The organism is Arthrobacter sp. 10L424, from assembly GCF_056395325.1.
The window spans coordinates 110,238-127,722 of sequence record NZ_JBFTJH010000001.1; the positions used below are offsets into that span (position 1 = coordinate 110,238).

At 66.4% G+C, this 17,485-nt stretch carries 19 protein-coding genes; 9 read left to right on the forward strand and 10 right to left on the reverse strand.

Going from position 1 to position 17,485, the window contains the following annotated elements; all coding sequences use genetic code 11:
• The first annotated feature begins 1 nt into the window (after position 1).
• Genes AC1DC5_RS00530 through ccsB form a run of 4 tightly spaced genes read left to right on the forward strand, consistent with a single transcriptional unit; the run spans position 2 to position 4,379 of the window.
• Entirely contained in the window at positions 2-622 is a 621-nt protein-coding gene (locus AC1DC5_RS00530) for a TlpA family protein disulfide reductase (RefSeq protein WP_476863840.1), read from the forward strand.
• Positions 623-634: 12 nt separating this feature from the next.
• On the forward strand, positions 635-1,390 hold the full coding sequence (locus tag AC1DC5_RS00535; protein ID WP_476863841.1) for a cytochrome c biogenesis CcdA family protein: 756 nt from the start codon (positions 635-637) through the stop codon (positions 1,388-1,390).
• Entirely contained in the window at positions 1,390-3,267 is a 1,878-nt protein-coding gene (gene resB, locus AC1DC5_RS00540) for a cytochrome c biogenesis protein ResB (protein WP_476863842.1), read from the forward strand. Before AC1DC5_RS00535 ends, resB begins: the two co-directional genes overlap by 1 nt.
• Positions 3,267-4,379, forward strand: a complete 1,113-nt coding sequence (ccsB, locus tag AC1DC5_RS00545) for a c-type cytochrome biogenesis protein CcsB (protein ID WP_441406381.1) — start codon at positions 3,267-3,269, stop codon at positions 4,377-4,379. The genes resB and ccsB overlap by 1 nt, the downstream gene beginning before the upstream one ends.
• A 794-nt stretch (positions 4,380-5,173) precedes the next feature.
• Here ccsB and AC1DC5_RS00550 read toward each other — a convergent pair.
• The 4 genes from AC1DC5_RS00550 to AC1DC5_RS00565 form a co-directional block, all read right to left on the reverse strand.
• Positions 5,174-6,136 carry a hypothetical protein gene (locus AC1DC5_RS00550; RefSeq protein ID WP_476863843.1) on the reverse strand — a complete coding sequence of 321 codons (963 nt, stop codon included), beginning with the start codon at positions 6,134-6,136 and terminating at the stop codon, positions 5,174-5,176.
• Positions 6,137-6,233: 97 nt separating this feature from the next.
• Positions 6,234-6,491, reverse strand: coding sequence for a PLD nuclease N-terminal domain-containing protein (locus AC1DC5_RS00555; protein ID WP_476863844.1), 258 nt, complete (start codon positions 6,489-6,491; stop codon positions 6,234-6,236).
• Between the two features lie 212 nt (positions 6,492-6,703).
• Positions 6,704-7,180, reverse strand: coding sequence for a GNAT family N-acetyltransferase (locus AC1DC5_RS00560; RefSeq protein WP_476863845.1), 477 nt, complete (start codon positions 7,178-7,180; stop codon positions 6,704-6,706).
• 237 nt (positions 7,181-7,417) lie between these two features.
• Positions 7,418-7,843, reverse strand: a complete 426-nt coding sequence (locus AC1DC5_RS00565; RefSeq protein WP_476863846.1) for a PLD nuclease N-terminal domain-containing protein — start codon at positions 7,841-7,843, stop codon at positions 7,418-7,420.
• A gap of 147 nt (positions 7,844-7,990) precedes the next feature.
• Here AC1DC5_RS00565 and AC1DC5_RS00570 point away from each other — a divergent pair, with 147 nt between their 5' ends.
• Positions 7,991-8,299, forward strand: a complete 309-nt coding sequence (locus AC1DC5_RS00570) for a DUF4229 domain-containing protein (protein WP_441406378.1) — start codon at positions 7,991-7,993, stop codon at positions 8,297-8,299.
• A 76-nt stretch (positions 8,300-8,375) separates the two neighbouring features.
• Here AC1DC5_RS00570 and AC1DC5_RS00575 read toward each other — a convergent pair whose 3' ends face one another.
• The 5 genes from AC1DC5_RS00575 to AC1DC5_RS00595 all read right to left on the reverse strand — a co-directional run bounded on the left by AC1DC5_RS00575 (position 8,376) and on the right by AC1DC5_RS00595 (position 12,949).
• Positions 8,376-9,257 (reverse strand): 1,4-dihydroxy-2-naphthoate polyprenyltransferase, encoded by an 882-nt coding sequence (locus AC1DC5_RS00575; protein WP_441406377.1) that lies wholly within the window; start codon positions 9,255-9,257, stop codon positions 8,376-8,378.
• Between the two features lie 48 nt (positions 9,258-9,305).
• A complete protein-coding gene (locus AC1DC5_RS00580; protein ID WP_476863847.1) occupies positions 9,306-10,460 on the reverse strand; it encodes an AMP-binding protein in 1,155 nt (384 codons plus the stop codon).
• A 27-nt stretch (positions 10,461-10,487) separates the two neighbouring features.
• Complete coding sequence (locus AC1DC5_RS00585) at positions 10,488-11,441, reverse strand: 1,4-dihydroxy-2-naphthoyl-CoA synthase (RefSeq protein ID WP_476863848.1); 954 nt, start codon at positions 11,439-11,441, stop codon at positions 10,488-10,490.
• Positions 11,442-11,462: 21 nt separating this feature from the next.
• Positions 11,463-11,903: a VOC family protein gene (locus AC1DC5_RS00590; RefSeq protein ID WP_476863849.1), complete on the reverse strand. Its 441-nt coding sequence runs from the start codon at positions 11,901-11,903 to the stop codon at positions 11,463-11,465.
• A 284-nt stretch (positions 11,904-12,187) separates the two neighbouring features.
• A complete protein-coding gene (locus AC1DC5_RS00595; protein ID WP_476863850.1) occupies positions 12,188-12,949 on the reverse strand; it encodes a lysostaphin resistance A-like protein in 762 nt (253 codons plus the stop codon).
• Between the two features lie 171 nt (positions 12,950-13,120).
• Between AC1DC5_RS00595 and AC1DC5_RS00600 the strand changes: the two genes are divergently transcribed.
• The 4 genes from AC1DC5_RS00600 to AC1DC5_RS00615 all read left to right on the forward strand — a co-directional run bounded on the left by AC1DC5_RS00600 (position 13,121) and on the right by AC1DC5_RS00615 (position 16,865).
• Positions 13,121-14,002 (forward strand): metal ABC transporter substrate-binding protein, encoded by an 882-nt coding sequence (locus AC1DC5_RS00600; protein WP_476864151.1) that lies wholly within the window; start codon positions 13,121-13,123, stop codon positions 14,000-14,002.
• Positions 13,999-14,787, forward strand: coding sequence for a metal ABC transporter ATP-binding protein (locus tag AC1DC5_RS00605; protein WP_476863851.1), 789 nt, complete (start codon positions 13,999-14,001; stop codon positions 14,785-14,787). The genes AC1DC5_RS00600 and AC1DC5_RS00605 overlap by 4 nt, the downstream gene beginning before the upstream one ends.
• Positions 14,678-15,139, forward strand: coding sequence for an ATP-binding cassette domain-containing protein (locus tag AC1DC5_RS00610; RefSeq protein WP_476863852.1), 462 nt, complete (start codon positions 14,678-14,680; stop codon positions 15,137-15,139). The genes AC1DC5_RS00605 and AC1DC5_RS00610 overlap by 110 nt, the downstream gene beginning before the upstream one ends.
• A 265-nt stretch (positions 15,140-15,404) precedes the next feature.
• Entirely contained in the window at positions 15,405-16,865 is a 1,461-nt protein-coding gene (locus AC1DC5_RS00615) for an amino acid permease (protein ID WP_476863853.1), read from the forward strand.
• Between the two features lie 391 nt (positions 16,866-17,256).
• Here the strand turns inward: AC1DC5_RS00615 and AC1DC5_RS00620 are convergent, their stop codons facing one another.
• Positions 17,257-17,433 (reverse strand): CsbD family protein, encoded by a 177-nt coding sequence (locus AC1DC5_RS00620; protein WP_069949555.1) that lies wholly within the window; start codon positions 17,431-17,433, stop codon positions 17,257-17,259.
• Positions 17,434-17,485: the final 52 nt, after the last annotated feature.

The window sequence follows — 17,485 nt, forward strand, 5'->3', positions numbered from 1 at the left end:
CATGAGCGCTAACAACGGCAATCCGTCGCCGCTGACCCGCCGCAGCCTCCTGACAGCGGGCGGTGCGGGGCTCGCCGTCGTGCTGGGCCTGTCCGGATGCGCTCAGGAGGATGCGCTGGCCAAGCAGGCCAAGGCCGGCGACAACAAGAACTACGTGGCCGGCGACGGTTCGGTGACGGAATTCGCCGTTGCCGACCGCAAGAGCCCGATTGCCATCAAGGGCACGCTCTTCGATGGCACCGCTGTGGCTGCCGAGGCTTTCCAGGGCCAGGTGACCGTGCTCAACTTCTGGTTCGCGGCCTGCGCGCCCTGCCGGGTTGAGGCGCCGTCGCTGGAGGCCCTGCACCAGGAGTTCAAGAGCCAGGGCGTGCAGTTCTTCGGCGTCAATCTTCGGGACGAAAAGGCCACGGCGGAGGCGTTCGACGAGACCTTCAACCTGACCTACCCGAGCTTCAACGACAAGGACGGCGCCGTGCTGCTGGCCGTTTCCGGCCTGGTTCCTCCCGGTGCCGTGCCCACCACGCTGGTGCTGGACAAGCAGGGCCGCGTGGCGTCCCGTGTCCTCGGGGAGATCCAAAAGGGCACCCTGAAGTCCCTCATCGCCGCTGCCGTGGCCGAGTAAGGGCCAGCCACCGTGAACAGCCCCTTCGCCGAAGCCATCCTGAGCGGATCGCTGCTGCTTGCCATCCCCGTGGCACTGCTCGCCGGCTTCGTCTCCTTCCTGTCGCCCTGCGTGCTGCCCCTCGTGCCCGGGTACCTGGGCTACGTCACCGGCCTGACCGGCGTCGACCTCCAGAAGCAGAAGCGCGGCCGCATGCTGGCCGGCATCGGGCTCTTTGTCCTGGGCTTCTCGGTGATCTTTGTGCTGCTCGGCGGCGCGTTCGGGCAGCTGGGGACGCTGATCACCGGCTCGCAGAACGCCTGGATCACCCAGGTCCTGGGCATCCTCGTGATCATCATGGGTGTGGTGTTCATGGGCGGCTTCGGCTGGCTCCAGCGCGACGCCAAGATCCAGTCCAGGCCGCCGGCCGGGCTGTGGGGTGCGCCGCTGCTGGGCATAACCTTCGGCCTGGGCTGGGCGCCCTGCATCGGCCCGACCTATTCCGCGGTCCAGCTGCTGAGCCTCTCCGGAGGGTCGTCGGCGGCCAAGGGCGCGTTCCTGGCGTTTATCTACAGCCTCGGCCTGGGCATCCCGTTCCTGCTGATTGCCCTGGCCGTGCGCCGCGGCATCGGCGTGATGTCCTTCTTCCGCAAGCACCGCCTCGCCATCCAGCGCATTGGCGGCGGAATCCTGGTGGGGCTGGGCCTGCTGATGGCCACCGGCGTGTGGGGGACCTGGGTGTCCGAGTTGCAGTACTGGTTCCAAACCGATGTGAAATTGCCGATCTGATGAGCGAGCGAGTGAACGAAGAGAAGAATTTCCCAGCCAACGGCACCAAGCGCACCGGTGCTGAGCCCGACGGCACGCCTGCCGGTGCCCAGTCCGGCGGTGCCGGTGCCCAGTCCGCCGCCGCGCGGGGCGGCGCAAGTCCCGTCGCCGCCGCGAAGGCCGAGGCTGTCCTGCCCGCGCTCGGCCCGATGGGCATGCTCCGCTGGGCCTGGACCCAGCTGACCAGCATGCGCACCGCGTTGTTCCTGCTGCTGATGCTGGCCGTGGCCGCGGTCCCCGGCTCGCTCTTCCCGCAGCGGCCCGCCAACCCCTCGACCGTCACGCAGTACATCAAGGACCACCCGGACTACGGCAAGATCCTCGACGCGCTCCAGCTCTACGATGTGTACTCCTCGGCGTGGTTCTCGGCGATCTACATCCTGCTGTTCATCTCGCTGATCGGATGTGTGGTCCCGCGCGCCATCGCACACTACAAGGCGATGCGTTCCCAGCCCCCGCGGACACCCGCACGGCTGTCCCGGCTGCCCGAATACGGCACACTCGTGATCCCCGCCGACGCCGGGATCCCGGCGTCGCGCGCCATTGCCGACGCCGCAGGAGTGCTGAAGAAGCGCGGCTACCGCGTTGACGTCCGCGACCGCGACGGCGCCCGGCCCTCGATCGGTGCCGAACGCGGCTTCCTGCGCGAAGTCGGCAACCTGGTCTTCCACACCTCGCTGATCGGCGTGCTGGTGTCCGTCGCAATCGGCGGGCTGTTCGGTTACAGCGGGCAGCGGATCCTCGTCGAGGGCGACACCTTCGTCAACACCCTCGTCGGGTACGACCAGTTCACCCCGGGCACCAATTTCCAGAGCAGCCAACTGCAGCCGTACTCGGTCCAGCTGGACAAGTTCCAGATCACTTTCGACCGGGAGTCCCGGGGCAAGAACGGCCAGCCCATTGACTTCAAGGCTGACGTGACCACAAAGGAAACCCCGGATGCGCCTGCCAAGAAAGAGGTGCTGAAGGTCAACGATCCGCTCACCCTCGGCGGCACCAGTATGTACCTCACCGGCAACGGCTACGCCCCGGTGGTCACCATCCGCGACGGCGCCGGAAACGTCGCCATGCAGGGACCGGTGGTGGCCAAGCTGCAGGGCGACAACTACTACTCGTCCGTCGTCATCAAGGTCCCGGATGCCAAGCCGGAGCAGCTCGCCTTCGCCGGCTTCTTCCTGCCCACCGCGTTCATTACCGACGAGGGCGTGTCCTTCAGCGGCGATCCGGAGCTGTTCAACCCGCAGCTGACCCTGAACTCGTACTACGGCGACCTCGGCCTGGACGACGGCGCCCCGCAGAACGTCTTCGAACTCGACGTCAAGAAGCTCACACCGCTCAACGCCCGCAACCTCGACGCCGGGGGCATCACCCTCGCCCCGGGCGCGAGCTACACCCTGCCCGACGGCAAGGGTTCCATCAGCTTCGACGGCGTGAAGCGCTACGTCGGCGTCGACATCCACCACAATCCGGGCCAGCTGTACGCCCTGATCTTCGCGCTCCTGGCGGTGGCCGGCCTGGTCACCTCGCTGTACGTGAACCGCCGCCGCGTCTGGGTCCGGACCGGAACCCATGACGACGGCCGCACCATGGTCGAATACGGTCTCCTGGCCCGCGGCGAGGACCACCGGTTGGCCGGGGAGGCAGCGGCCATCCGCAAACTGCTCGCGGGTGCCTGGGATCTTGGGGACTCCCAGTCAGCTCCCAGCGGAACAGCGGATAATGACGGGGCGGATACCAAGCTGCCCGGTGCCGGGGCTTCGCAGGTCCCGACGGACCACCCCGCAGCAGACTTCATCCAGTCAACAGCCGGCTCTTCCGAGTCAAAGAAGGATCAGTAATGCTCCCCATCAATGAAACCATGGGCCAGTACAGCGAGTTGTTTATGCTCCTCGCGGCGGGCACCTACACGGTGGCTTTCATCGCCTTCGCGTGGGACCTGGCCAAGAGCAGCAAGACGCTGCGCGCCGTGGACCTGAAGGCCGCCCAGCTGTCGGGTGCCGACGCCGCCCGCGTTCCGGTGGCTGCCGGCGTCGGGTCCTCCTCCGGTGCTGTGGACCGGGCCGACGCGGACGTGTCCGGGCCTGTCGGCCGGGCAGAACGCCCGACGTCGTCCGTCGCTGGTGCCGCTGCCGGGAACACTGCCGGGATTGGCCGGACCGCCGACGGCGCCATGCGCTACTCCGCCGCCGAGCGCCGCGTCCCCGCCCGGGTCGCCGTCGCCGTGACCGTACTGGGTGCCGCCATCCATGCAGCCGGCGTCATCACCCGGGCCATGGGCGCGGGCCGCGTGCCGTGGGGCAACATGTACGAGTTCCTGACCACCGGCGCGTTCGTGGCCGTGGCCGTCTTCCTGCTGGTCCTGGTCCGCCGTGACCTGCGCTTCCTGGGCACGTTCGTGGTGGGCCTGGCGATCATTATGCTGGTTGCTGCCTCGGTGGCGTACTGGACCCCGGTGGGCCACCTCGTTCCCGCGCTGCAGAGCTACTGGCTGATCATCCACGTCTCGATCGCCGTACTTTCCTCGGCGCTGTTTACCCTGACGTTCGCGATGTCCGCGCTTCAGCTGGTCCAGTCGCACCGGCAGAAGACCATCGCGGCCGGCGGCGGCGACAAGCTGGGCTTCATGCGCCTTGTCCCGTCCGCGCTGAGCCTCGAGAACCTCTCCTACCGGATCAATGCCATCGCGTTCGTCGGCTGGACCTTCACGCTGATGTTCGGCGCCATCTGGGCCGAGAAAGCCTGGGGCCGCTTCTGGGGCTGGGACACCAAAGAAGTCTGGACGTTCGTGATCTGGGTGGTCTACGCCGGCTACCTGCACGCCCGCGCCACCCGTGGCTGGACCGGAACCCGCGCGGCCTGGCTCTCGATCGTCGGATACCTCTGCGTGGTCTTCAACTTCACCATCGTGAACCAGTTCTTCAACGGCCTGCACTCCTACTCGGGGCTGTAAACCGCGGTCTCAAGACTCCGCGATCCGCCCAGTAGCCACGAATGGCCGCTAAGCCGCCCGGATAGCGGCCATTCGCGTCAGATGGGTGGCCGCGCGGCCGGGGATGGCCAGGTTGGCGGCCACTCGCGGCTGATGGGCGCCGGGCTGGCCGATGCACTGCGTCGATTTGCCAGGAACGGCTGCTAAACACCTCGATCTTCATCCAATCACCACAAGTGGCCGCTATTCCGCCTAAGTTAGCGGCCATTCGTGTCAGATGGACGGTGCTGAAGTGTGAATGGCGGCCATTCGCGTCAACTGGGAGCGGGGGTTCGAGCTCTGTGGGGAAACAGCGGGTGGACTTCATGCCAGGGTGGCACGGGCTTACTTACTCCGTCGATTCGCCACGAACGGCCGCTACGCCACTCAGATCCCCACCCGTTCGCCACAAGTGGCCGCTATTCCGCCCCGATTAACGGCCATATGCGTCAGATGGGTGGCCGTGGGGTGGCGGTCCCCTCTATCTAGGAAGACTGCGGCCTCCAAAGCCGGGGGTGCTTGCCAGAGCTCCAGCACCCACACAGTCCAGCGATTTGCCACAAATAGCCCTTTCGCCACTCCGTCCAGCACCGATTTGCCACATGTGGCCGCTATTCCGCCCCAGTTAGCGGCCATTCGTGTCAGATGGCCGGTGCTGAGGTGTGATTGGCGGCCATTCGCGTCAGATGGGTGGCCGGGCGGGTGCGGTGCTGGCCAGGACATCGTCCGTTTGCCACATGTGGCCGCTATTCCGCCCCGGGTGGCGGCCATTCGTGTCAGATCGGCGGGATAGGAGCGGTACGCCTTGGGCTCCGACGCGGTTCGGGCGTCCAGCCGCGCTCCGTCAGCGCCGCCCGTACCCGGGTCACGGCTGTCGGTTCCATGCCTGGTGCGAACGGGTCCAGGTCCCGCTGGGTCAGGACCACAACGCGCCAGCCTGCATCCCTGGCGTTTTCGTCCCGGTAGATGTCGCTGCGGCGCTGCGAAGGACCGGCATGATGCCCGCCGTCGTACTGGATCGCGATCTTCTCCCGCTCGTAGGACAGGTCCGGGTCCTGGATCCATCCGCCGGTTTCGTCGAAAATCGGGACGTTGATTCGGGGTTCCGGCAGACCGTGACGGATCAGGAGAAGCCGGAGTTCGGTCTCTTTGGGGGAGTCGGTGTTCTCGCGCATCAGGGCCCGGGCACGCAGGGCACACCGGTAGCCTGCTCTGCCCTGCTTCCCTGCGAGGAATGCGTCCAGGGCATCGACCGAAGTCAGCGGGCTCCTCCGGCGCAGCAGGAAGTCGCCGGCAATCACCAGATCGTCGAGGCTCAGGATGCCGGCGAGGTCAAACCAGGTCCGCAGCGGAGACGTGCAGCGCACCCTGACCCCGGCCACTATCTCATCAGGTTCGAGTGACTGCTGGTGGCCCACGACATTCTTGTAGCGAACGGCCCGCCGGCCCGGCGCGCTTGTCAGATGGACAACCGCCAGGTCCTCCAATGCGAGTGGCAGGGAAAATCCCCACAGCACTGCTGCAGACAGGTGGCTCACGACGGCGCCGGTCACGGCAGCCAGGGCACGCAATCGTTCCAGCAGGCTGTCCTTAGTGGCCACCGCGGCGCGCACTCCGTGGCAGGGCTTGATGAGATCCCGGGCCCTGGTCCGACGTCGGCTCAGCCCGGAGGTGTGGGCCTCGGCCACGGTGAAGGGCCGGTGTCGAAGCTGCGGGGGAAGCTCGCTGGGCTGATGCATACGAGCATTCTGGCCCCGATGGGAGGGCGCTAGGAGGTTATCCACAGAGTGGAGGAGATGTCCCTGTGGGCCAGGCGGCCACCACAGGCTCAGGCCGTCAGGAGGGAGCCGGTCCTGTCGGTGACGATGCCCGTCCCATGAGGAACCAGAGCATTGGGCCAAGGGCTGGGAGTGCGAACACGACCAATAGCCAAAGCGCCCTGCCAGTGGGCGTGTGGTTCTTACTCCGTGCGATGCTGATCAGCGCGCAAATGAAAAGGGCGGCAACTATCGCCCCCGCAACGATGACCATGACTTCCCACGCTGTGGGGATGATCGGATTCGCACCCTCGGTTCCGGCCAGCATCAGCAACATTCTGTCCCCCCAGTAATCGAATATGGCGCTGCTCCATGAGGGAGCAGGGTCGCCGCGATTCTACCGTCGGCTTCGCTCAAATAAGGCAGTCAACGACTGCGTCTCGGGGTGTGTGACTGTTGCGCGAATTCAGGTGTGTGCCCGGCATCGGTGTCGGTCCGCCGGAGTGATAGCCAAGTCGGCGGGGTGACATTCGCGCCCGTCACTGGCCCTCAGAGTTGTTTGAGCAAACGGCGTTCGGTGCGTGTTGAGCTTGTAACCACTTTCGTATCGTCGGTTCTAACGAAGCCATTGTGCGCATAGACGTTGATCGCGCGTTCGTTGTCGTCTATGACCCACAACTCAAGCATCCTGCGGTTCATCTCGCTTGCACGCCTTTCCACCTCGCCCAGGAGCTGGCCGGCGACGCCTTTACCCCAAGCATCTGGGTGCACGGCAAGGTAGAAAATTTCCACAGTGTCCTGACGGGGCGCGTACACGGTGAACCCCGCGGCGTCGCCGCTGGATCTGGCGATCAACAGTTCAGCCTCGTCAAGGCGCAGTCTCCGCCGGACACCGGGAATCAGCTCTTCAACTTTTCTGGCCATCAGCGACCCGTCACGAAGTGCTGTCGCTTCGGACCAAATGGCAGCGGCTTCGCGGATTGCTTCAGCTCCGCCACCGCGGTCTATTTGCAGAGTGGTGGCCATGTGATCCATCTTCCGAGTTTTTCACAGTCGCGACGGACCGAAAGGATCGATCGCTGGTCGGGTCGCCGGCCGGGCAGGCGAGCACGGTTGCAGGGGCCTGCGGCGAGTCGTCACGCAGCGGGTGGGTCAGGGATCTCTCCCTGCCACCGCTCGCACTCTTCTCGGTGCGGTGCGGTGCAGTGCAGGGCGGTGCAGCGGAGTGCAGGGCAATGCAGCGAAAGAACGGCGAGGAAACTGCTACTTGACCTCGTCGGTGCCCTGCGTGTCGCCGCTGCCGGAGGCCTCGCCGGACTCGGAGCCGCGGGGGTCGTGGGTGCCCTTGGCGTCGTCGGCCTTGCGCTCCTTGGCGTCCAACTCATCCTTGAGCTTCTTGAGCCGGTCTGCTTCGGCCTGCTTGCGGCGGCGGAGTTCGAGGTTGCGCAGGAAGTCCGGGTCGTCGTCGGGCGCGATCGGGTGGCTGTAAGCGGGGCGCGCCGGGCTGGTGCCGCGCGGCCGGCCAATGAGGAACCACAGGATGGCACCGATCACCGGCAGGACGATCTGCACCACTATCCAGGCCGGCTTCGAAATGCCCTTTGTCTCGCGAGGGTCAGTGCGGATCACGTCGACGAGTCCGTAGACAAACACGACGATAACGGCGACGACAATCACTACGCGGAGCATGTAATCAGTCTAGCCTCCGGGGGAGCCTCCGGCTTCTTCCGATATGCCGGCCTTCGAGGACCGCCGTCGGAGCATCCCCCAGGGCGAGCGGAGGGCCCCGATGCAGGCCGGCGGGCCCGGCCGCCGCCGGGCGGCTAAACTTGGAGCGTGGCTTTCCTGAAATACTCCCTGATCCGGCTGGTGCTCTTCGCGCCGTTGTTCGCGCTGTTCGTCTACCTCCAGCTCGGATGGTTCCTGGCCGTCCTCTGCGCGGGAATGATGGCGTTCGCGATCAGCTTCCTCTTCTTCCAGAAGCAGCGCGACGCCGCCGCCGCATCGCTCCACCAGCGGTTCTCAGGCAATGCCAAGCCGTTGCGCAGCGCCGGGGAAGTGGACGACGCCGACGCAGAAGACCGCCTGGTCGACGAGCACCCGGACATCACCGTTCACACGGACAGCCGCCCGAAGGACAACTAGCCCTGCAGGGACCTGAGGGGCCGGGCGGCGAGTAGATCCCCGACGACGTCTGGCTCACCGCATGCGCGTGCTACCCCTAGAACCCGTGGCTCAGCACCAGGCCCAGTGAGAACAGCACCGCGTAGCCGAGGTTGATCAGCCCGGTCTGCTTGAGAACCGGAATGAGGCTCTTGCGGCGCCGGCCGGCGATCATCAGCCAGGACGGCATCAGGCTGGCCGGGATCAGCAGCAGCACAATCAGCATCCACGGCCGGGTCGGCGCCAGCACGATCGGCAACAGGATCGCGACGGCGAGCATCAGCACGTAGGCTTCGCGGGCGTGCTTGTCGCCGAGGCGCACGGCCAGGGTCTTTTTCCCGGCCTTCCGGTCGGTGGGGATGTCACGGACATTGTTGGCCATGAGCAGCGCGCAGGCAATCAGGCCCGTCCCGATCGCGCCGATGATGGCGGCGAGGCTGATCTGCCCGGCCTGCGTGTAGGTCGTGCCCAGGGTGGCGACCAGGCCGAAGAACACAAACACAAACAAATCGCCCAGGCCCATGTAGCCGTAAGGGTTCTTCCCGCCCGTGTACCCCCACGCCGCGAGGACACAGCCGATGCCCACCAGGATCAGCCACCACGTCTGCGAGAGGATGACCAGGGCCAGTCCGAACACCATCGCCAGCCCGAACGCGGCGAACGCGGCGTACTTGACGTGCTCGGGCTTCGCGGCGCCGGAGCCGACCAGCCGGAGCGGCCCCACCCGGTCCTCGTCGGTGCCGCGGATGCCGTCCGAGTAGTCGTTGGCGTAGTTCACGCCGATCTGCAGCAGAAGGGCCACCAGCGCGGCCAGCACGGCATGGAGCGGCAGGAATGCGTCCATCTCGTACGCGGCCGCGGTGCCGATCAGGACAGGCGCGATCGCGGCCGGCAGGGTGCGCAGTCGGGCGCCTTGGATCCATTGAGCGGCTGTTGCCACGTTCAGTACCTCTTGTTGGTTTGGTGAGGCCGGGAGTGCCCGGCGGTTCTATTTTCCCTGATGCAGCTCTGTGAGCCGAACCGTCATCGCCAGGCGGTCCGGTTTCCCGTTCGGGAGCATCAGAAGTTCACCGGCGGCGAGCACGGTTTTCGGGGCCATCGGGCCCAGGGCCGGGGCCCAGGCAGCCGATGCGGTGAAGCCCCGGATGCCTTCCGGCGAGCTGTCGGACAGCGCCACGTACGCGGCAAGTGCCTGCCCCCACTCGGCGGACGGAACCCCGGCGACGAAGGCGGCCCGAACGCCGTCGAGGTTCTCCAGCTCCGCCTGCACATGCGCGGCGGATACTTTCACGCCGCCGGTGATGACGACGTCGTCGGCCCGGCCCAGGACGGTCAGCTTCCCGTCGGCGTCCAGCTCGCCGAGATCGTTGGTCCGGTACCAGCGGACGCCGTCGTCCTCCACAAACGCCTCAGCGCTCAGTTCCGGGGCATCCAGGTAGCCGGCGGCGATCGTGGCTCCGCCGAGCAGGATCCGGCCGTCCGCATCCACCCGGGCCAGCACGTTCTCAAGCGGGACGCCGTCATACACGCAGCCGCCGCAGGTCTCGGCCGAGCCGTAGGTGGTCACGACGCGCACGCCGGCGTCGCGGGCGGCGGCCAGCAGCTCGGGTGACGCAGGACCTCCGCCCAGCAACACCCCGTTGAAGCGCCGCAGCACAGCCAACGTCCCGGCCGACGGCGAGTCCAGCAGCCGCTGCAGCTGGGTGGGCACGAGCGAGGTGAAACGGATCTTGTCCGTCATTTCCAGCGCCGCCTCGGTGAAAGCCTCGGGGGTAAACCCGCCGCTGAGGTCCATCGCCCAGGGCCGGGTGCCGGCGAACAGCGAGCGGACCAGGACCTGGACGCCGGCCACGTACTGCACGGGCAGGGCGAGCAGCCACTGGCCTTCGCCCTTCAGCGCGACGGCGGTTGCCATGGAGGACGCCGCCAGGGCGTCGACGGTCAGGACGGTCGCCTTGGGCGTGCCGGTGGAGCCGGAGGTCCGCACCACGACGGCGGCGTCCTCGTAGCCCGGTGTGTCCACGGCGGAGACCACAACGTTTCCATCGGGGCCGGCGGAGAGTTCGACGGCGGGACCCTCGCTGTGGAGGGCGTCCGCCAGCGCCTTGAGCGCGGGCTCGATGTTCGGATGCTGGGAGGTCAAGGGGCTGCCTTCGGTGGAGAACGGGGACTAGAAGTAGTACGGGAACCTGGACCAGTCCGGATCGCGCTTCTCCAGGAAGGCGTCCTTGCCCTCCACCGCCTCGTCGGTCATGTACGCGAGCCTGGTGGCTTCCCCGGCGAAGATCTGCTGGCCGGCCAGGCCGTCGTCGGCCAGGTTGAAGGCAAACTTGAGCATCCGGAGGGCCTGCGGGGACTGCCGGGCGATGTCCGCGGCGTATTCCAGCGCGACCTCTTCGAGCCGCTCATGGTCTACGGCCTCGTTCACGGCGCCCATGCGGACCATGTCCTCGGCCGAGTATTCGCGGGCCAGGAAGAAGATCTCCCTGGCGGCCTTCTGGCCGATCTGGCGGGCAAGCAGCGCGGAGCCGTAGCCGGCGTCGAAGCTGCCCACCGTGGCGTCGGTCTGCTTGAATTTGCCGTGTTCGCGGGAAGCGATAGTCAGGTCCGAGACGACATGCAGGGAATGCCCGCCGCCGGCCGCCCAGCCGTTGACGACGGCGATGACCACCTTGGGCATGGTGCGCATGAGCCGCTGGACTTCGAGGATGTGCAGCCGGCCGGCGCGGGCGGGGTCGATGGTCTCCTGCGTTTCACCCTCCGCATACCGGTACCCGTCACGGCCGCGGATCCGCTGGTCCCCGCCCGAGCAGAACGAGTGGCCGCCGTCCTTGGCGGAGGGGCCGTTGCCGGTGAGCAGCACGGTGGCCACGTCCGGGGTCATCCGGGCGTGGTCCATGGCGCGGTACAGCTCGTCCACGGTGCCCGGGCGGAAGGCGTTGCGCACCTCGGGCCGGTTGAAGGCGATGCGGACGGTGGGCAGGTCCCGCACCACGGCGCCGTCCGCGGAACGTTCCACCTGCCGGTGGTAGGTCATGTCCTGGAAGTCGTCGAAGCCGGACACAGTGCGCCAGCGGGTGGGGTCAAAGACGTCGGACACCTTGGCGGGGATTTCGTTGCTCACAGTCCGAGTCTAGTAATCGCCTCAGCTGATGCAGAACTCGTTGCCTTCCGGGTCCGCCATGGTGTGCCAGGAATGCGGCCCCTGGCTGGCGGTCCAGAGGAAGGTGGCGCCCCGGGCTTCGAGGGCGGCGCGCGCCTCGTCCTTGTCCGGGCCGGCGAGCCTGACGTCCCAGTGGATCCGGTTCTTGATGGTCTTTTCCTCCGGGACGGTCTGGAAGAGGATGCGCCGCTCGGGCGATTTGGAGTCGAGTTCCTCGGGCGGACGGATGGCGGCCCCGGCACCCCACACCAGCTTGCCCTGGTGCAGTTTGGTTTCGGCTTCCGTGGCGAAGCCCTGTGCGATCATCGAGCGGATGAAGGCCTCGTCCTGCGGCTCCACGGCCCACTCGAGCGTTTCGGCCCACCAGTCGGCGAGCTCATGCGGGTTCCGGCAGTCGACGGCAATCTGGATGTTGAGTGTCATGGAAAGAACCTACGACGTCGGCGGGTGCGGCGGTAGGGGTGCCGGTTCCTGACAATCCGCGCGAGTTGGCATTTCGCGGCAGTGTTTCCGCCCGGGACTGCCGTCAACTGCACAGTCGACGGCGGCGCTCCCGACGGCGGGATGTTCGACGGCGGCGCGGGGCGGGATGCCGGACCTCAGGGTGTGCCGGGGGAGTCTTTGCCCTCGCGGCCACCGAGACTCCGGACTAAGGCAACGATCTGGGCGATGATGCCGAGCGCCGAGCCGCAGTGGCGCCGCCAGGCTCAGGGCTGGACGTTCTGGAGTTGCTCCATCAGGTCCGGCGGGATGGCGTAGATGAAGATGACGGCGAGCAGGTTCTTCGAGGCGTGGACGAAGTAGGAGAACATCACGTTCTTGCCGGTCCAGACGTACACGAACACCAGGACGGCGCCCATCGCGAGGTAGGGCATCAGCACGGGAAGGGTCAGGTCCTCCTGGCCCACGATGTGCAGGCCCGCGAACAGCACCACGGACAAGGCGCAGCACACCCACAGGTTGACCCGCCGGCTGAGCTTGCCGATCAGCAGGTGCCGGAAGATGTATTCCTCCACAAAGGGACCCACGATCACCAGCAGGGGCACCATCAGCCATGCCGGCACTTGCTGCATAAGTGCCTGCAGGCCGGCCTGGTTGGCGGACGTCTGCGGCGGACCGGTCAGCGAGACGAAGATCGCCGTGAGGATCATCATGGCCACCACCGCGAGGGGGACCATCAGCATGGTGAACCACGGTCTGGTGGCAAGGACCCGAAGGTCCCGGGCCGCGACCTGCCGGACGGCGGCCAGGGCCAGGATCCCGATGCCGCCATAGAAGATCAGGTTGACCGAGTAGGACGCCACGGCCGGGTTCGGCGACAACTGCAGCATCAGCGGGACCAGCAGCCCGCCGGCCACGGCGAAGAAGACGGCCACGGCCACATAGAGGCCAGCCGTAAAGAAATCGAGCCGCGAGAACCGGTAAAGTTCCGGCCGCGGTGCGGGTGGTGTGCGGAGAACGGTGCCCATGCCCCCAGCCTAGCGCCGGGGGAGGACGGCGTGGTCACGTAGGATATTCGGCGTGCCTAAATATTTGTTTCGGGAACCGAAGTTGTCCGCCGGACCCGCTGCCTCCGCGCCGCCGGACGCGGCCTCAAAACTGCCGGAGCCGCCGTCGCCGCCGTTCTTCTCTGCCTGTCCCTGGCCGCCTGCGGAGGCGCCGCCCAGGGCCAAGGCGCCGGCCACGGTACGGGGGGCGGGAAGCCCGTGGTGCTGACCACCTTCACCGTGCTGGCCGACGTGGCGCAGAACGTGGCCGGGGACAAGCTGCAGGTCGAATCCATCACCAAGGCCGGCGCGGAAATCCACGGGTACGAGCCCACGCCGGGGGACATCCGTAAGGCGTCGAAGGCGGACCTGATCCTGGACAACGGCCTGAACCTTGAGGCGTGGTTTGGCCAGTTTGTTGAAGGCCTGGACGTCCCGCACGCCGTGGTGAGCGAGGGCGTGGAGGTGCTGTCCATCAGTGAGGACTCCTCCCAGGGCAAGCCGAACCCGCATGCGTGGATGTCGCCGGTCAACGTCCAAATCTATGTGGACAACATGGTGAAGGCATTCTCGAAGCTGGATCCGGACAACGCCGCGGTCTTCGAGGCGAACGGCGCGGCCTACAAGGCCAAGCTGCAGGCCGTGAAGGACGAAATGGTACAGAAGCTCGCAACCGTCCCCGAGGCGCAGCGGGCCCTCGTGACATGCGAGGGCGCCTTCTCGTACCTGGCGCGCGACGCCGGCCTCCGTGAGGTCTACATCTGGGCCGTCAACGCCGAACAGCAGGCCACCCCGCAACAGATCACCAAAGCGATCGAATTCGTGAAGGCCAACAAGGTCCCCGCCGTCTTCTGCGAGTCCACGGTCTCGGACGCACCAATGCGCCAGGTGGTGGGAGCCACGGGCTCGACGTTCGGCGGGGTGCTCTACGTCGATTCGCTGTCCGAGGCGGACGGGCCGGTCCCCACGTACCTGGACCTCATCCGGCACGACTCCAAGATCATTACCGAAGGTCTTACAGGAGCGGCATCATGAGCAGTCCGGCCATCCTGGTGGACAACGTCACCGTCCACTACGGCGACGTCCTGGCGCTCGACGCCGCGTCGCTGTCCCTTGACGCTGCCCGGATCTGCGGCCTGGTGGGCATGAACGGCTCCGGCAAATCCACGCTGTTCAAGGCGATCATGGGCATGGTCAAGCCCGACGCCGGCCGTGTCCTGATCAACGGTGAACCGCCGGCCAAGGCGCGCAAGGCCGGGGGAATCGGCTACGTCCCGCAGAGCGAGGACGTGGACTGGCAGTTCCCGCTGTCCGTTCGCGACGTGGTGATGATGGGCCGCTACGGGCGCCAAGGGTTCACCCGCCGCGCTTCCACGGTGGACCGCGCCGCCGTCGACCTTGCCCTGGACCGGGTGGAACTGTCCGAATTCGCCGGCCGGCAGATCGGCCAGCTCTCCGGCGGCCAGAAGAAGCGCGCCTTCGTGGCCCGGGGGATCGCCCAGGGAGCCACCATGATGCTCCTGGACGAACCGTTCGCCGGGGTGGACAAGCGCTCCGAGGCAACCATCACGCGCCTGCTGAAGGAGCTCGCCGCGGACGGCTGCACCATCCTGGTCTCCACCCATGACCTGCACGCCCTGCCGCAACTCTGCGACGAGGCCGTGCTCCTGATGCGCAAGGTCCTGATGCACGGCCCGCCAGGGAACCGTCGTGCGGCACGGCCGCATCGGCTACCTGCAACAGGAATTGGAGCTCCCGCAGCGCCCGGGTTTGCGGCTCTTGCCCGCTTTTGCCTCGGGCCTGGGCGGCAACATCGATGAGCACGCCGAGGCGCTGCTGCGCCTGGGGCTGTTCCGGACCAGCGAATTCCACGTCCCCGTGGGCAGCCTTTCCGCAGGGCAACAGCGCAGGCTGGCGCTGGCCCGGCTCCTGCTGGGCGGGTTCGGGACGATGCTGGTGGACGAGCCCACCAACCATCTGGCGCCCGTGCTCGTGGAACAGCTCGAAGCGGCCCTCTCGGACTTCGCAGGCACACTGGTCATGGTCAGCCACGACCGCGCGCTGGGGGAATGGTTCAGCACGTGCGCGGGGGAAAACAGTCCCGGGAGCCGCCCAGGGGATAGCTCCGGAAACTGGCTCCGTTATGCCATGCGGGACGGCGCCCTGGCTTAGCAGCCGGAGCCGCCCACGGCATTCGCCGAACATCCTTCGGCAATCCGTTCCTTTTGGCGTCATTGATTAGCGATGGCACCCGCCTGATGTTGCCCGGGTCACTCCGGGGTCCTGAGTGCTAGTACGATAGATGAGCCGCGCGAGCTTCGACACTTGTGAGGTTCGGTACACGTCCTGGCCCTTGGAAGGGGCTCAGGGCCGAATTTTGTGTACCTGAATCCACGGTCCTGTCCCCGGCCATACCTCGACCTACAAGGAAACAGCTGTGTCATCAATGACCCCCACAGAACTTAAGAGCGCGACGGCGCAATCCGCCGTCGTCGACTCGACTCTCAGCGCCGAGGGCTACAAAAAGTCCCTGAGCGGCCGTCAGGTCACCATGATCGCGATGGGCGGCGCCATCGGCGTCGGCCTCTTCATGGGTGCCGGCGGGCGCCTGGCCTCCACCGGGCCCGCGCTGATCTTCTCCTACGCCATTGCCGGCGTCATCGCTTACCTGCTGATGCGCGCGCTGGGCGAACTCATCATGTACCGCCAGACATCTGGCTCGTTCGTCAGCTACGCCGGCGAAATGTTCGGCAAGAAGGGCGCGTATGTGTCCGGCTGGATGTACTTCATCAACTGGGCCATGACCGGCATCGCCGAGCTCATCGCGATCGGACTGTACTTCCAGTTCTTCTTCCCCAACGTGCCGGTCGAACTGACAGCCATCGCGGCCCTGCTGCTGCTCGTGGGCGTCAACCTCCTGAGCGTCAAGGCGTTCGGTGAATTCGAATTCTGGGCGTCCTGCCTCAAGGTCGGCGCAATCCTCATCTTCCTGGCCGTGGGCACCTTCATGGTGGTCACCAACGCCCAGGTGGGCGGCGGCCACGCCTCGGTCAACAACCTCTTCGCGGCCGAAGGCGGGATGTTCCCCAAGGGCGCCCTGGTCATGATCCTGGTCCTGAACGCCGTGATCTTCGCCTACAACGGCATTGAGCTCGTCGGCATCACCGCCGGCGAAATGCAGGACCCGGCCAAGGAGGTGCCCAAGGCCATCCGCGCCGTCGTTTTCCGCATCGTGGTCTTCTACGTCGGTTCCGTGACCCTCCTGGCCATGCTGCTGCCCTCGGACCAATATGTGGCCGGCACCTCGCCGTTCGTCACCGTGTTCGGCCAGATGGGCCTCGCCTGGATGGGCGACGTCATGAACATGATCGTCATCACCGCCGCGCTGTCCTCCTGCAACTCGGGCCTGTACTCGATCGGCCGGATCTTCCGCACCATGGCCAACAATGGACATGCTCCGGAGTGGCTGACCAAGATGTCCAAGAGCCACGTGCCGTACGCAGCCATCCTGGCGATCGGCGGCGTCTACCTCGTGGGCATCCTGCTCAACATCTGGCTCGGCGGCTCATACGCCTTCGACCTGGCGCTGAACTCCGCGTCCATCGGCGTGATCTTCACGTGGGGCGCCATCTTCGCCAGCCAGATCGCCCTGCGCAAGACCAAGGGCAAGGTCTCGTCCCTGCCCGCGCCTGGTGGAACGTGGACCAGCTGGGCCGGCCTGATCGCCCTGCTCGCCATCACGGTGCTGATCGGCTTCGACACCATGACCAGCAAGTCCGGAGAGGTCTTCCAACTCGGCCTCTGGACCCTGGCGACCATTCCGTTCTTCGCACTCCTGCTGTGGCTTGGCTGGCACAAGGTCAAGAACAACGAACCCAAGAACGCGCTGTTCAACTAGCCTCACAAGGCAAGAACCAACGTGTACGACGGCGGGCCTCCGGTAAGGGGGCCCGCCGTCGTTCGTTTAAGGGGTGGGCTGCCCGCGAGGGTGCGGGGGATCGTGCGTCGTATGCGCCCATCTGACGCGAATGGCCGCTAACCGGGGTGGTTAGCGGCCACTTGTGGTGATCGGTGGGCCTGGGCGATTGCGGGACCAGCGCTCAGGGGGCCGTGCCCACGACATGCGCCCAATTGACACGAATGGCCGCTAACCGGGGTGGTTTAGCGGCCACTTGTGGTGAATCGATGGGTCCGGAGGCATCAACTGCCGCCCGCACAAGAACCCGGGCACAAGAAAGGCGGCGCCGGACATCCCCCAAAGGAACGTCCGGCGCCGCCGTCTCGAAGGACTAATCCTTCTTGAAGGTGTCCTTGACGTTCTCGCCGACCTTCTTGGCGTCTGCGACTACCTGGTCCTTCTGGCCCTCGGCGCGCAACTCGTCATTGTTCGTCGCGTTTCCAGTAGCTTCCTTGGCCTTGCCGCCCAGGTGCTCTGCTTCGTTCTGAATCTTGTCTCCGATACCCATGGTGTGAACACCTTTCGTCTCCGGTTGAAATTCAATGTTCATTCACCCTAAC